This is a genomic window from Micromonospora desertarenae (genome assembly GCF_056150265.1).
Genome location: NZ_JAXCFQ010000007.1, coordinates 30,778 through 43,884, shown reverse-complemented (window position 1 = coordinate 43,884; position 13,107 = coordinate 30,778). Strand labels below are relative to the sequence as shown.

The 13,107-nt window shown below is 76.5% G+C and carries 14 protein-coding genes; 8 read left to right on the top strand and 6 right to left on the bottom strand.

The features are described from left to right. Window positions 1-130 precede the first annotated feature (130 nt). Both fabI and fabG read right to left on the bottom strand, forming a co-directional pair. Window positions 131-898, bottom strand: coding sequence for an enoyl-ACP reductase FabI (fabI, locus tag SM577_RS16505; protein WP_474587273.1), 768 nt, complete (start codon window positions 896-898; stop codon window positions 131-133). Window positions 899-935: 37 nt separating this feature from the next. Further along, complete coding sequence (fabG, locus tag SM577_RS16500) at window positions 936-1,640, bottom strand: 3-oxoacyl-ACP reductase FabG (protein WP_474587272.1); 705 nt, start codon at window positions 1,638-1,640, stop codon at window positions 936-938. Window positions 1,641-1,797: 157 nt separating this feature from the next. Here fabG and SM577_RS16495 point away from each other — a divergent pair, with 157 nt between their 5' ends. The 5 genes from SM577_RS16495 to SM577_RS16475 all read left to right on the top strand — a co-directional run bounded on the left by SM577_RS16495 (window position 1,798) and on the right by SM577_RS16475 (window position 6,278). Then, window positions 1,798-3,039 (top strand): sensor histidine kinase, encoded by a 1,242-nt coding sequence (locus SM577_RS16495; protein ID WP_474587271.1) that lies wholly within the window; start codon window positions 1,798-1,800, stop codon window positions 3,037-3,039. Continuing rightward, entirely contained in the window at window positions 3,036-3,710 is a 675-nt protein-coding gene (locus tag SM577_RS16490) for a response regulator (protein WP_302920348.1), read from the top strand. The genes SM577_RS16495 and SM577_RS16490 overlap by 4 nt, the downstream gene beginning before the upstream one ends. 100 nt (window positions 3,711-3,810) lie before the next feature. After that, a complete protein-coding gene (locus SM577_RS16485) occupies window positions 3,811-4,719 on the top strand; it encodes an alpha/beta hydrolase (RefSeq protein WP_474587270.1) in 909 nt (302 codons plus the stop codon). Beyond that, window positions 4,716-5,837 carry an acyltransferase family protein gene (locus SM577_RS16480; RefSeq protein WP_474587269.1) on the top strand — a complete coding sequence of 374 codons (1,122 nt, stop codon included), beginning with the start codon at window positions 4,716-4,718 and terminating at the stop codon, window positions 5,835-5,837. The genes SM577_RS16485 and SM577_RS16480 overlap by 4 nt, the downstream gene beginning before the upstream one ends. A 279-nt stretch (window positions 5,838-6,116) precedes the next feature. Then, the gene (locus SM577_RS16475; RefSeq protein ID WP_302920351.1) at window positions 6,117-6,278 is read left to right on the top strand and encodes a hypothetical protein; all 162 of its coding nucleotides are present in this window, start codon (window positions 6,117-6,119) and stop codon (window positions 6,276-6,278) included. 49 nt (window positions 6,279-6,327) lie between these two features. Here the strand turns inward: SM577_RS16475 and SM577_RS16470 are convergent, their stop codons facing one another. The 3 genes from SM577_RS16470 to SM577_RS16460 are packed head-to-tail and all read right to left on the bottom strand — an operon-like array spanning window position 6,328 to window position 9,367. Next, window positions 6,328-7,278 (bottom strand): VWA domain-containing protein, encoded by a 951-nt coding sequence (locus SM577_RS16470; protein WP_088992960.1) that lies wholly within the window; start codon window positions 7,276-7,278, stop codon window positions 6,328-6,330. Beyond that, window positions 7,275-8,282: a DUF58 domain-containing protein gene (locus tag SM577_RS16465; RefSeq protein ID WP_302920437.1), complete on the bottom strand. Its 1,008-nt coding sequence runs from the start codon at window positions 8,280-8,282 to the stop codon at window positions 7,275-7,277. Before SM577_RS16465 ends, SM577_RS16470 begins: the two co-directional genes overlap by 4 nt. Then, entirely contained in the window at window positions 8,261-9,367 is a 1,107-nt protein-coding gene (locus SM577_RS16460; protein ID WP_302920352.1) for an AAA family ATPase, read from the bottom strand. The genes SM577_RS16465 and SM577_RS16460 overlap by 22 nt, the downstream gene beginning before the upstream one ends. Before the next feature lie 235 nt (window positions 9,368-9,602). Here SM577_RS16460 and SM577_RS16455 point away from each other — a divergent pair, with 235 nt between their 5' ends. The 3 genes from SM577_RS16455 to SM577_RS16445 all read left to right on the top strand — a co-directional run bounded on the left by SM577_RS16455 (window position 9,603) and on the right by SM577_RS16445 (window position 11,993). Further along, a complete protein-coding gene (locus SM577_RS16455; RefSeq protein ID WP_302920353.1) occupies window positions 9,603-9,845 on the top strand; it encodes a hypothetical protein in 243 nt (80 codons plus the stop codon). A 49-nt stretch (window positions 9,846-9,894) separates the two neighbouring features. Further along, a complete protein-coding gene (locus SM577_RS16450; RefSeq protein WP_474587434.1) occupies window positions 9,895-10,440 on the top strand; it encodes a PH domain-containing protein in 546 nt (181 codons plus the stop codon). Between the two features lie 83 nt (window positions 10,441-10,523). Beyond that, on the top strand, window positions 10,524-11,993 hold the full coding sequence (locus tag SM577_RS16445) for a PH domain-containing protein (protein ID WP_474587433.1): 1,470 nt from the start codon (window positions 10,524-10,526) through the stop codon (window positions 11,991-11,993). A 79-nt stretch (window positions 11,994-12,072) separates the two neighbouring features. On the opposite strand, the gene SM577_RS16440 is transcribed toward SM577_RS16445, so the two are convergent. Further along, on the bottom strand, window positions 12,073-13,104 hold the full coding sequence (locus tag SM577_RS16440; RefSeq protein WP_302920355.1) for a phosphatase PAP2 family protein: 1,032 nt from the start codon (window positions 13,102-13,104) through the stop codon (window positions 12,073-12,075). Between the last annotated feature and the right edge of the window lie 3 nt (window positions 13,105-13,107).

The following is a 13,107-nucleotide window of genomic DNA, read 5'->3' as shown; positions in this document are numbered from 1 at the left end:
CGGGTCGTCCCCCTGGGCCCCACCCCCCCCCGCCGCGGGGGGGGGCCGGGCCCCCCCCCCGCAGGGGGGCCGCGGGGCGCCCCGCCGCCGGCCGGCGTCCCCGGATGCCCGGGGCGCCGGCCGGTGCGGCTCAGGCGCCGAGGGCGTGGTAGCCGCCGTCGACGTGCACGATCTCGCCGGTGGTGGCCGGGAACCAGTCGGAGAGCAGCGCCAGGCAGGCCCGGGCGGTCGGCTCCTGGTCGGTGAGGTTCCAGCCCAGCGGGGCGCGCTCGGCCCAGGCGTCCTCGAACTGCTCGAAGCCGGGGATCGACTTGGCGGCCATGGTGCGCAGCGGCCCGGCGGCGACCAGGTTGCTCCGGATGCCCTGCTTGCCCAGGTGCAGCGCCAGGTAGCGGGAGGCGGACTCCAGCCCGGCCTTGGCCACGCCCATCCAGTCGTAGACCGGCCACGCCTTGCTGGCGTCGAAGGTCAGGCCGACCACCGCGCTGCCGGGCGACATCAGCGGCAGCGCCGCCATGGCCAGCGACTTGTACGAGTACGTGGAGACCTGCAGCGCGGTGGCCACGTCCTCCCACGGCGCGTCGAGGAAGCCGCCGCCGAGGCAGCTCTGCGGGGCGAAGCCGATCGAGTGCACCACCCCGTCCAGGCCGTCGACGTGCTCGCGCACCTTGTCGGCGAGCCCGGCCAGGTGCTCCGGGTTGGTGACGTCCAGCTCGATCACCGGGGCCGGCTCGGGCAGCCGCCTGGCGATCCGCTCCACCAGGGAGAGCCGGCCGTAGCCGGTGAGCACGACCTGCGCGCCGTTCTCCTGGGCGAGCTTCGCCACCGAGAAGGCGATCGAGGCGTCGGTGATCACGCCGGTGACGAGCAGCCGCTTACCGGCCAGCAGTCCGGACATACAGGGGTTCCTCCGTACTTTCTCGAGTGACCGGTGCTCAGTGGCCCATGCCCAGGCCGCCGTCGACCGGGATCACCGCGCCGGAGACGTACCCGGCGCCGTCCCCGGCCAGCCAGGTGACCACCGCGGCGACCTCGTCCGGGCTGGCCATCCGGCCCGCCGGGATCGACTTGCGGATCTCCGCCCGGCGCTCCTCGGTCAGCACAGCGGTCATGTCCGTGTCGATGAAGCCGGGGGCCACCACGTTCGCGGTGATGTTGCGGCTGCCCAGCTCGCGGGTGATGGAGCGGGCCACCCCGACCAGGCCGGCCTTGCTGGCGGCGTAGTTGACCTGGCCGGCGCCGCCGGAGAGGCCGACCACCGAGGAGATGAAGATCATGCGGCCCCACCTAGCCCGCAGCATCTTGCCGGAGGCGCGCTTGGCACACCGGTACGCGCCGGTCAGGTTGGTGTCCAGCACGCTGGTGAACTGCTCCTCGGACATCCGCAGCAGCAGCGTGTCGTCGGTGATGCCGGCGTTGGCCACCAGCACCTCGACCGGCCCCAGCTCGGCCTCGATGGCGGTGAAGGCGGCGTCGACCGAGTCGGAGTCGGTGACGTCGCACCGGACCCCGAACAGCCCCTCCGGCGGCTCGCCGCTGCGGTGGGTCACCGCCACCCGGTCGCCCTGCTTGGCGAAGGCCTGCGCGATGGCCAGGCCGATCCCCCGGTTGCCTCCGGTCACCAGCACGGTACGGGCCACGGATCCCCCTAGAGCGTCGTCGTCTGCGCGGACGCGTCGGAGCCTAGGCGTTACCGACAGGTAAGCGCTAACGGTGGGCACGTCACACCGGGGTACGACGCCCGGGTCACCCCGTGGTGGCACGACCGGCGCGGTGCCGTCGTCGTAGCCTGCCGGGATGGCCCAGCCCGACAATCCGGTCCGCGTCGCCCTGCACGACCTGCGGCGGCTGCTCGTCGGCCCGGACGTGCCGCCGCGCCCCGCGACCACCCGGCGTCGCTGGCACGGCTGGCGCTCCTACCTCGTCCCGTTCGCCGTGCTGGCCCTGGTCGGGCTCACCGCCGCGGCCGCGCAGTACCTGGAGGAGAACCGCGGGCTGGCCGACGGGTACACCGTCGCGCTCGGCCTGGGCGCCACCGTCCCGGTGGCGCTGGCGGTGCGGTGGCCGCTGTGGGCGTGGCGGCTCGCCTACCCGCTGCTCTTCCTCGGCGTGGTGCGCGCCGGCCCCGACGAGCCGTGGCCGTGGAACCCGGTGCAGATCCTCGGCTACCTGGTGGTGCTGATCGTGCTCGGCACGCGGGTGGAGACCGGGGTGGCCCTCTGGGCCGGGGCGGCGACCCTGCTGCCGGTCTACCTCTTCGTCGCCGAGCGCGCCAACGCGCACGGGGTCACGGTGCTCGTGATCGGCGCGCTGCTGCTGGCCGACCAGATCCGACGGCGGCGGCTGAGCCAGCGCGCCCTCGCCGAGCAGGCCGAGCGGAGCCAGCAGGAGCAGGCCCGCCGGGCGGTGCTGGAGGAACGCACCCGGATCGCCCGGGAGCTGCACGACGTGGTCGCCCACCACATGTCGATGATCGCGGTGCGGGCGGAGACCGCCCCGTACCGGCTCGACGCCGTGCCGGAGCCCGCCCGGGCCGAGTTCACCGCCATCGCCGGTGCCGCCCGGGAGGCGCTGACCGACATGCGCCGGCTGCTCGGCGTGCTGCGCAGCGAGTCGGCGGACCCGGAGACCGCGCCGCAGCCCGGGCTGCCGGACGTGCCGGGGCTGGTCGAGGCCGCCCGGCGGGCCGGCATGACGGTGACCCTGGCGGTCGAGGTGCCCGCCGAGCCGCCGGCGCCGGTCGGGCTGGCCGCGTACCGGATCGTGCAGGAGGCGCTGGCCAACGCGGCCCGGCACGCGGCCGGCGCCGAGGTACGGGCGACGATCCGGGGCGTGGCCGGTGCGCTGGAGGTCCGGGTGGCCAACGACCGGGGCGGCGGCCCGGTCGCCGGGGGCGACGGCCGGGTCGGGCACGGCCTGACCGGCATGCGGGAACGCGCCGTGTCGCTGGGCGGTACGTTCACCGCCGGGCCGACCGACGGCGGCGGGTACGCCGTGGTCGCGGTGCTGCCCTGCGACGGGGGGGACGGGACGGGATGATCCGGGTGCTGATCGCCGACGACCAGGCGATGGTCCGGCAGGGCTTCGGCGCCCTGCTGGCCGCCCAGCCGGACCTGCTGGTGGTGGGGGACGCCGCCGACGGGGCGCAGGCCGTCGAGGCGGCCCGCCGGCTCGACCCCGACGTGGTGCTGATGGACGTGCGGATGCCGGTGCTGGACGGGCTGGCGGCCACCCGCAAGCTGCTCGGCGACCGCCCCGCCGACCGCCCGGCGGACCGCCCCCGGGTGCTCATCCTGACCACCTTCGACCTGGACGACTACGTCTACGAGGCGCTGCGCGCCGGGGCCAGCGGCTTCCTGCTCAAGGACGCCCCGGCGGCCGACCTGGTGCACGCGGTCCGGGTGGTGGCCGGCGGCGACGCGCTGCTCGCCCCGGCGGTCACCCGCCGGCTGATCGCCGAGTTCGCGGCCCGCCCGGAGCGGCGCCGCCCGCGCCCCACCGAACTGGCCGCGCTGACCCCGCGGGAGACCGAGGTGCTGCGGCTGATCGCCCGCGGCCGGTCGAACACCGAGATCGCCGCCGACCTGGTGGTCGCCGAGCAGACAGTGAAGACGCACGTCGGCCGGATCCTGGCCAAGCTGGGCCTGCGCGACCGCGCGCAGGCAGTGGTGCTGGCGTACGAGTCGGGTCTGGTCGCCGCCGGGGAGTAGTCCCCCGGTACCGGGTCGAGGACGGCTCCCCGGGGTGACGCGCCGGCGGTGGCCGGCACCGCACGCTGCCCACCGTGACGGACACGGAGGGAGCGCGGTGATGCGGTGCAGGGGTGTGCTGAAGGTGGCGCTGGCGACACTGCTCGGCGCCGGGGTGGTGCTGCCGGCGCGGCCGGCCCCGGTGGCCGCGGCCGGCTTCGTCGAGCGGTACCCGGACACGGCGGCGGCGATGCGGGCCGCCGGCGCGCCGTACGCCGACTGGGCGGAGCGCGGCCGGCGGTTCCTGGCCTTCGACCCGCGCGGCGACGGGCTGGCCGTCGAGGTGGTCGGCGACCTGGCCGGCGCGGATCGGATAGCGGTGCTGGTGCCCGGGGTGGGCTGCACGCTGCGCGACTTCGACCGGGGGCTGGGCAGGGTGGCCCGGCGCGCGCCGGCCGTGCAGGCCGCCGAGTTGCACGCCGCGCTGCGGGCGGCCGACCCCGGCGCCCGGGTCGCCGTGCTCGCCTGGCTCGGCTACGACCCGCCCGACGGGGTGCTCACGGCGGCCGGGACGACCGCCGCCCGGCGCGGCGCCGCCGCGCTGTCCGACCTGCTGGCCGAGCTGGCCGTGCGCCGGCCGGGCGCCCGGGTCACCCTGGTCGGGCACAGCTACGGCGCGCTGGTGGTCGGCCTGGCCGCGGTGCGGGCGCCGGCGCAGGTGACCGACGTGGTCACCCTCGGCGGGATCGGCGCCGGCGCCGACCGGGCGGACCGGCTCGGCGGCGTACGGGTCTGGGCGGCGGAGGCGGAGACGGACTGGATCCGTCGGGTGCCCCCGCTGCGCCTGCCCGGGCTGGGGCACGGGATCCGGCCGGCGGACCCGGCCTTCGGCGCCCGGCCGCTGCCGGTGACCGGGGTGAGCGGGCACGACCGGTACCTGAGTCCCGAGGCGACCACCCTGGGAGCGGTCGCGTCGGTGGTGCTCACCGGCACCGCCGACGCCACGGCGACGCACGGAGCGGCGCGGTGAGCCGGGACCGCGCGATCGACGCGCTGCGGGCGTACGCGGTGGGCGGGGTGGTGCTCGGCCACTGGCTGGTCACCGGCCTGGTGCTCGCCCCGGACGGCACGCTGACCCAGGCCAGCCCGCTGGCCGCGATGCCGTCCCTGGCGCCGGCCAGCTGGCTGTTGCAGACGCTCGGCCTGTTCTTCTTCGCCGCCGGGTACGCCTCGGCCCGCTCGGCCGCCCGGCAGCCCAGTGGCCGGGTTTGGCTCGCCCGCCGGCTGCGCCGGCTGGTGCTGCCCGCCGTGGCGCTGCTCGGCATCGGGGCGGCGGTGCTGCTGGCCGCCACCGTGCTGGGCACCCCGGACGGCACGCTGTCGGTGGCGCTGACGCTGACGGTCAGTCCGCTGTGGTTCCTGCTGCCGCTCCTCGTCCTGGTGGCGCTGACCGCACCGCTGCGCGCCGCCGTACGCCGGTGGGGTGCGCTGCGCTGCGCCCTCCCGGCGGTGGCCGTGGTGGCCGTGGCCGACCTGGCCGGCCGGCTCCATCCGCAGGTCCCCGGGCGGCTGCCGGTCGCCGTGCTGGCCGCGTGGGCGGTGCCCTACCTGCTGGGGCTGGCGCACGCCGACGGCCGGCTCGCCGGCCGGCGGTCCGCGCTCGGGCTGGCCGGCGCCGGAGCCGCCGGGCTGGCCGGCCTGCTGGCGCTCGGCTACCCGGTCAGCGCGGTCGGGGTGCCCGGCGCGGCGGTGTCCAACCTGCACCCGCCGTCGCTGCTCGCGGTGGCCCTGGCGGTGACCCAGGTCGGGGTGGGTCTGGCGGCCCGGCCGGTGCTGGCCCGGCTGACCGGGCGGAGTTGGCCCGGCTGGGCGGTGGGCCTGGTCAACCGCCACGCGGTGCGGGTCTACCTCTGGCACCAGCCGGTGCTGGTCGGGGTCACCGTGCTGGCCGCCCGCGCCGGTGTGGCCCTGCCCGGGCTGCACACCGCGCCGGACGGTCCGGGCTGGCTGGTGGCCCGGCTCTGCTGGTTGCCGGTGCTGGCCGCGGTGCTGCTGGTACTGGTCCGCGGGCGGGTGACCGGCGACGCGGCGTCCGCCCGGCGGGCCGGGCGCCCACCGATGGACGGCGTCGCGCGACCGGTCGGCTGAGTGCGGGGGCACGCATCGGCGGGTGTACGATGATCGGCGTCTGCGGGCCGTCGTGCGGCCCGCGTTCCGGGCCCCGCCGACCGCAGGAGGTGATCGCTGTGCGAGATAGCGATCCTCCCAGTCGTGGCCGGGCCGACCGTCCGCTCCGCTGAGCCACGACTCAGCAGGTGAGCTGACCCGCTCCCCGCACCGCCCGCTTCCCGGCCGATCGCCGGGGCGGCCGTGCCGCGCCGCCCACCGGGCCGGCGCTCCGGGAGCCGCCCGGTCACGACTTCGTGTGTGTGCGTCCTGATCCACCCGCACGGTCCGCGCCCCTTGCACGCCGGGCCGTCCAGCCGCCACCCGGAGCTGTCCATGAGCCGCTACCTCGCCCCGCTGGGCTTCACCCTCGCCGCCGTCTGGGTCGCCGTCGTCTTCGTACTGGCCGGCGCGGGTCACTGACCCGCACCGGCCCGGCGCGCCCCGGCACGACCGGCCGGCGCGCCGCCCGTCAGAGCATCCGGGAGGACCAGAGCAGGCTCAGCGCCCCCGCGCAGAGGGCGAGCAGCAGGGCCACTCCGGCATACCACTGGGTGATCTCCCGGGGCTGGGTACGGAACCCGATCGAGCTGCCCATGTCCTGGTAGACCTGCTTGAGTTCGCTCACCGAGGCCGCCTCGTAGAAGTAGCCCTCGGTGGTCTCCGCCAGCTCGGCCAGGGCCAGCCGGTCCACCGGCACCCGCTGGAGCTGGCCGCCGATGTCCACCTGGCCGGCGTCGGTGCCGAAGGCGATGGTGGAGACCGGCACGTTGGCCGCCTGGGCCGCGGCCGCCGCCTCCTCCACCGACCGGCCCGAGGTGCGGAACCCGTCGGAGAGCAGCACGATCCGCGCCGGCGGGATCCCGGCGGCGCCGTCGGCGGGCACCGAGCGGATCGCCTCCAGGCAGGTGAAGACCGCCTCCCCGGTCGCGGTCGCCTCGGCCAGCACCAGCCCGTCGATCGCGCTGGTCACCGCCTCCCGGTCCTTGGTCGGCGGCACCAGCACGTTCGCCGCCTTGGCGAACGAGACCAGCCCGAGGTTGTAGGTCTCGGGCAGCTCGCCGACGAACTGCTTGGCCGCCTCCTGGGCCGCCTCCAGCCGGTTCGGCGCCACGTCGTCAGCCTGCATGGACAGCGACACGTCGATGGCGAGCATGACGGTCGCCCGCTCCAGCGGCTGCTTGGTGTCCACCGCCGGCCGGGCCAGCGCGGTGGCCAGCACCAGCAGGCAGAGCAGGAACGCGGTCGCCGGCACGTGCCGCCGCCAGCCCAGCCCCTTCGGGGCGAGGGTGCGCAACAGGTCGACGTTGGTGAACCGGACGGCGTACGCCCGGCGGTGCAGCTGCCGCCAGACGTAGAAGGCGGCCAGGGCGAGCACCGGCAGCACGGCCAGCAGCCACCACGGTTGCAGAAAACGGATCATCGTGTCGTCCCCCGGGTGCGGGCGTGCCGCTGCGCGGCCACGAAGCGCACCATGTCCAGCAGCCAGTCTCGGTCGGTACGCAGTCGCAGGTGGGCGGCGCCGGCGGAGCGCAGCGCGGCGGAGATCTCCGCGCGCTGGGCGGCCGCGGCGGCCGCGTAGCGGTGCCGCAGCGCCGGATCGGCGGTCTGCACCTCGTGCAGCTCACCGGTCTCCGGGTCGACCACCGGCAGCACGCCGACGTCGGGCAGCTCCAGCTCGCGCGGGTCGACCACCTCGACGGCCAGCACGTCGTGCCGGACCCGCAGCTTGCGCAGCGGCCGGACCCACTGCGCCGGCGGGGCGAGGAAGTCGGAGACCACCACCGCGACGCCGCGCCGCCGGGGCGGCCGGTTCAGCATGTCGACCAGCCGGCCCAGGTCGCCGCGCCCGGGGCGGATCTCGGTGCCGGCGATCGCCCGCAGCAGGCCCTGCGCCTCCTTGCGCCCGGACCGGGCGGGCAGCCGGGTGTACACCCCGGGACCGGCGACCGGCCGGGCCGCCCGCCACCGGCCGGCCGGGGTGGGCGGTGCCCCGCCGCCGCTGCCGATCACCGCGCCGATCCGGTTGCCGCCGCGCACGGTGAGGTGGGCGATCGCCGCCGCGGCGGCCACCACCACGTCGCGCTTGAGCCACTGCCCGGTGCCGAAGTCCAGGCTCGCCGACAGGTCCACCGCGAGCCACGTCTCCAGCTCCCGGTCGGCCACCGTACGCCGCACGTGCGGCGTGGTCGTGCGCGCGGTGACCGGCCAGTCCATCCGGCGTACGTCGTCGCCGGGGCGGTACTCGCGGGACTCCCCCGCCTCGCTGCCGGGCCCGGGCAGCAGGCCGGCGTAGTCGCCCTGGAGCAGGCCGTCGAGCTTGCGGGTGACCAGCAGTTGGAGCCGGGACAGCACGGCCTCGCTGCGGTCGGCGGGGGCGCCGAGGGGTCGACGGGTGGGTGAGGTCACGGCCGCTGCCCGGGCCAGCCGGCACCCGGCGGGGCGGCGGCCGGCGTCGGCGTGGCCTGCTGCCGGGGTGCGACCGAGGGCAGCGGGATGGTGGACATCACCCGGTGCACCACGTGGTCGGCCGGCACGTCGTCGGCGAGCGCGTCGTAGCTGAGCACCAGCCGGTGGCGCAGGATGTCCGGCGCGATGTCCTGCACGTCCTGCGGCAGCGCGTAGTCCCGGCCGCGCAGCAGGGCCAGCGCCCGGGTGGCCCGGACCAGGCCGAGCGACGCGCGCGGGCTGGCGCCGTACTGGATGAGCTGGGCCACGTCCGGCATGCCGTGCTCGGCCGGGCTCCGGGTGGCCAGCACCAACCGGACCGCGTAGTCGACCAGGGCGTTGTGCACGAAGACCTGGTCGGCCTTGCGTTGCAGGGCGAGCAGATCCGGGGTGCTGAACACCGGGGTCGGCTCCGGCGGGGCGACGCCCATCCGGTAGACGATCTCCCGCTCCTCCGCGTCGGTCGGGTAGCCGACCACGATCTTCATGAGGAAGCGGTCCCGCTGCGCCTCGGGCAGCGGGTAGACGCCCTCCTGCTCGATCGGGTTCTGCGTGGCCATCACCAGGAACGGGTCGGGCACCCGGTGCGTCTCGCCGCCGATGGAGACCTGCCGCTCGCTCATCACCTCCAGCAGCGCCGACTGCACCTTGGCCGGCGCCCGGTTGATCTCGTCGGCGAGCAGGAAGTTCACGAAGACCGGCCCCAGCTCGACGTCGAACTTCTCGCTCGACTGCCGGTAGATGCGGGTGCCCATGATGTCGGCCGGCACCAGGTCGGGGGTGAACTGCACCCGGGCGAAGGAGCCGCCGACCACCTTGGCCAGGGTCTCCACGGCGAGCGTCTTGGCCACGCCGGGCACCCCCTCCAGCAGGCAGTGACCGCGGGCGAGCAGCGCCACGAACATCCGCTCCACCATCCGGTCCTGCCCGACGATCACCCGTTTGATCTCGAACAGCGCCCGCTCGAGCAGGGTCGCGTCCTCGGCCGGCGTGGTCGCCGGCGCGCTGGTCTCCGGGCCGGCCCCGTTCGGGGTCGGTACGTCGGGCGTGGTCGGCTGGGCCACCGGTCCTCCACAGCATGGTCGGTCGTCGCGGGGTGGTGCGTATCAAGACTCGCATGCCCGGCTGAGAGCCGAGGTGGGGAGAAGGCGATTTTCGCCGCGCCGTCCCCGGGCACCGAATCGCGGATCACGGACTTACCGGGACCGGCCCGGCGCGTGTACGATTCACCCCGTCGCCGGGCGGCTCCCCCCGTGGCCGCCCGGCGCTCACTCTTCCGTCCCGCCTAGACTGGCCGGGATGAGCACCCCCTCCCCGCCCGACGGGGTCGCCGACTCGGCGCTGATCTGCTCGGCGCGCGGCTGCCGGGCCCCGGCGCGGTGGGCGCTGCGGTGGCGCAATCCCCGGCTGCACGACGCCGAGCGGCGCAAGACCTGGCTGGCCTGCGCCGAGCACCGTGCCACCCTCGGTGATTTTCTGGACGCCCGGGGCTTCCTGCGAGAGGTCGTACCGGTGTCCGGATCGCCTACGCTCGACGTGTGAGCGCGCACGACGGATGTCCACGGTGAGCGGTGCCGAGCCCGAGGGCCGCGTGCCCGCCGATCCCGCCGGAGCGCCGGCCGGCCCGGGCGCACCGCCCGGTCCGCCGCCCGGCCCCCTGGAACCGTGGCCGGCCACCGTCCGCTGGCAGCCCATCTCGACGGACCTGATCTGGGTGGAGCTGCTCCGGTTGGCCGCGGTCGTCGGGGTGGTCCTGCTCGGGCTGGGCATCGGCTGGGCGCTCGGCGGGCACTGGCTGTTCGGCGCGGCGCTCGGCGCGGTGCTGCTGCTCACCGCGTTGCGCGTGGTGGCCGTCGTCCGGGCGGTCCGGGCCTGGGGTTACGCCGAGCGGGAGGACGACCTGCTGGTCCGGCACGGGCTGCTGGTCCGGCGGCTGTCGATCGTGCCGTACTCGCGGATGCAGTTCGTCGACGTCAGCGCCGGCCCGCTGGAGCGGGCGTTCGACCTGGCCACCGTGCAGCTGCACACCGCGGCGGCGGCGAGTGACGCCCGGGTGCCGGGGCTGCGCCCGGCCGAGGCGTCGCGACTGCGCGACCGGCTCACCGCGCTCGGCGAGGACCGGGCGGAGGGCCTGTGAGCGACCCGGTCGGCAGCGGCCCGGGGCAGCCCGGCCCGGACCAGCCGCGGCACGGCGCCGAACCGGTCGCACCCGGGCCGGCGATGCCCGGCACCCGACCCGCCACCCCGCCGGCGGACGTCCCGCCGCCCGGCGCGTTCCCACCCGGCGCGTTCCCACCCGGCGCGGCCCCACCGTCCGGCGCCGTTCCGCCGCCGGGCGGGCTGCCGCCGCCGGGCGCGGTGGAGCCGCGGCAACGGCTGCACCCGCTGAGCCCGGCGCTGCACGGCGCCAAGTCGCTGGTGGTGGTGATCGCCGGCCTGTCCTGGTCGACGCTGTCCCGGGTGGGCTTCGGCTGGTTCGCCGCGATGGTGGTGGTGATCGCCCTGGGCGCCACCGTGCTGTCGGTGGTGAGCTGGTACAACACCGGCTACCACGTGGTCGGCCGCGAGCTGCGGGTGTACGAGGGGCTGCTCTGGCGGCGCACCCGGGCGATCCCGCTGGAGCGGCTCCAGGCCGTCGAGGTGGTCCGCCCGCTGCTCGCCCAGCTCACCGGCCTGGCCGAGCTACGGCTGGAGGTGGTCGGCGGGGGCAAGACCGAGGCCCCGCTGGCGTACCTGAGCGTGGCCGACGCCGCCGCGCTGCGCCAGCGGCTGCTGGCCCTCGCCGGCCGGGTCGCCCCCGGGGCGGCGGGGCCGGCCCCGGCGGCACCGGGCGCGCCGGCCCCGGCGGCGGTGGCCCCGGAGGACGCCGCCGTCCCGCCCGGCCGGCCGCTGCACGCGGTCCGCAACGAGGATCTGCTGGTCAGCCAGTTGCTCACCCCGCAGGCGTTCTTCCTGCCGTTCGGGCTGGCCTTCGTGGCGGTGCAGTTCCTCTCCGAGGGGTCCTGGTCGTTCATCGCGGTGGCCAGCACGCTCACCGCGATGGCCGGCGTGCTGCTGCAACCGGTCCGCCGGGTGCTCGACGACTGGAACTTCCGGCTGGCCCGGGACGAGGGCACGCTGCGGGTGCGCAACGGCCTGCTGGAGACCCGCGCCCAGACGGTGCCGCTGCACCGGGTGCAGACGGTGGGGGTGACCTGGCCGCTGCTGTGGCGGGTCAAGGGCTGGCTCCGGCTGCGGCTGGAGGTGGCCGGCTACTCCGCCGGGGAGGCCGACGAGCGCAACCGGCCGGACCGGCTGCTCCCGGTCGGTGACCTGCCGACCGGCGAGGCGATCGTCGCCGAGGTGCTGCCCGGGGTGCGGATCGGCGCCCTGCCGCTGAGCCCGCCGCCGGCCCGGGCCCGCTGGCTCAACCCGCTCAGCCGGGGCGTGCTCGGCACCGGCCTGCACGACCGGGTCTTCGCGGTCCGCGCCGGGCTGCTCACCCGGCAGGTGGCGATCGTGCCGTACGCCCGGATCCAGAGCGTGCGGGTGGTGCAGGGCCCGCTCCAGCGGCGGTTGCGGCTGGCCACCGTGCACGCCGACACCGCCGGCGGCGCGGGCGCGGCCGCCCGGGACCGCGACCTGACCGAGGCGTGGGCGCTGGCGGCGGAACTGACGGCCCGGGCGCACGCCGCCCGCCGCGCCGGCTGACCGCCCCGGGCCCAGGGGGCCGGCGGTCACCGCACGAGGGCGGGTGGCCGGACCATCCCCGCGCGGGGTCGGGCCGGGGTCAGCGGGCCGCGGGTACCGCCGGTGGCTCGGCGGCGGCCGGCGGGTCGCTCGGGCCGGCGTCCGGCTCCGGCGCGGGGCGGCGGGCCCGGCGGGCCGCCCACCAGCGCTCGGCGAGGCCGACCACCAGGAAGGTCATCCCCACGTACGCCCAGCCGACCAGCACGTCGATGACGTAGTGCTCACCGCAGTAGACCAGGGTGAAGGTCATCGCCAGCGGGTAGGCCAGCAGCAGCGGCCACCAGCGCCGCCGGGTCTGCCGGATGAAGAACAGCACCACGAAGAGTGCGAAAGCGGTGTGCAGCGACGGCATCGCGGCGACCGGGTTCGAGGCGATCTGGCCGGCGTTGAGCAGGTTGCCGGCGCCGTGCATGCCGAACGCCTTCCAGCCCCGGGTGGAGATCCGGGCCACCTCCTCCAGCAGGCCGTTCTGCGCCGCCCACCAGGGCGGGGCGGCCGGGTAGAGGAAGTAGGTGACCAGGCCGGTGGCGCAGAGGAAGCCCCAGCGCCGCATGAACGCCGCCCAGCGCCCCCGGTCGCGCAGCCAGAGCACCGCGGCGGCGGCCAGCGCCACCACGAAGTGCGAGAAGTAGACCCAGCTGGCCAGCACGTCCCACCACTGCACCGCCGGCCGGTAGAGGTGCTCCTGGAGCCACACGGTGGGCACCTCACCGCCGGTGGCCCAGCCGAACATGAACCGGTCGGCGACGATCAACTCGTACGCGTGCGGGGTGGCGCCGTTGTCGGCGAACCCGCGGGAGAGGTTGTAGACCGCGAGCAGCAGCACCACCGGCACCCAGTCCCGGGCGAAGCGCAGGTGGCTGCGCCACGGCCGGGTGGAGTTCCAGGCGATGGTCGCGGCCCAGATCCACAGGAACGCGTACGCCGGGTCGGTGGGCAGCCCGATGGCGAGCCAGCCGGCGACGAAGGCCACCCCCCACACGGTCATCGCGACCACGCGGCGGCGCCCGCCGTCGGACGACGCGGGCGGGTCGGTCGGGGCGGGGGGCTGGGGGTCAGTCACGACGGCCATCGC

Excerpts from the sequence above, each read along its gene's own strand:
- SM577_RS16495 (WP_474587271.1), top strand. The coding sequence starts at position 1,798 with ATGGCCCAGCCCGACAATCCGGTCCGCGTCGCCCTGCACGACCTGCGG.
- SM577_RS16470 (WP_088992960.1), bottom strand. The coding sequence starts at position 7,278 with ATGATCCGTTTTCTGCAACCGTGGTGGCTGCTGGCCGTGCTGCCGGTG.
- SM577_RS16445 (WP_474587433.1), top strand. The coding sequence starts at position 10,524 with ATGCCCGGCACCCGACCCGCCACCCCGCCGGCGGACGTCCCGCCGCCC.
- fabI (WP_474587273.1), bottom strand. The coding sequence starts at position 898 with ATGTCCGGACTGCTGGCCGGTAAGCGGCTGCTCGTCACCGGCGTGATC.
- SM577_RS16455 (WP_302920353.1), top strand. The coding sequence starts at position 9,603 with ATGAGCACCCCCTCCCCGCCCGACGGGGTCGCCGACTCGGCGCTGATC.
- SM577_RS16440 (WP_302920355.1), bottom strand. The coding sequence starts at position 13,104 with ATGGCCGTCGTGACTGACCCCCAGCCCCCCGCCCCGACCGACCCGCCC.
- SM577_RS16485 (WP_474587270.1), top strand. The coding sequence starts at position 3,811 with ATGCGGTGCAGGGGTGTGCTGAAGGTGGCGCTGGCGACACTGCTCGGC.
- SM577_RS16490 (WP_302920348.1), top strand. The coding sequence starts at position 3,036 with ATGATCCGGGTGCTGATCGCCGACGACCAGGCGATGGTCCGGCAGGGC.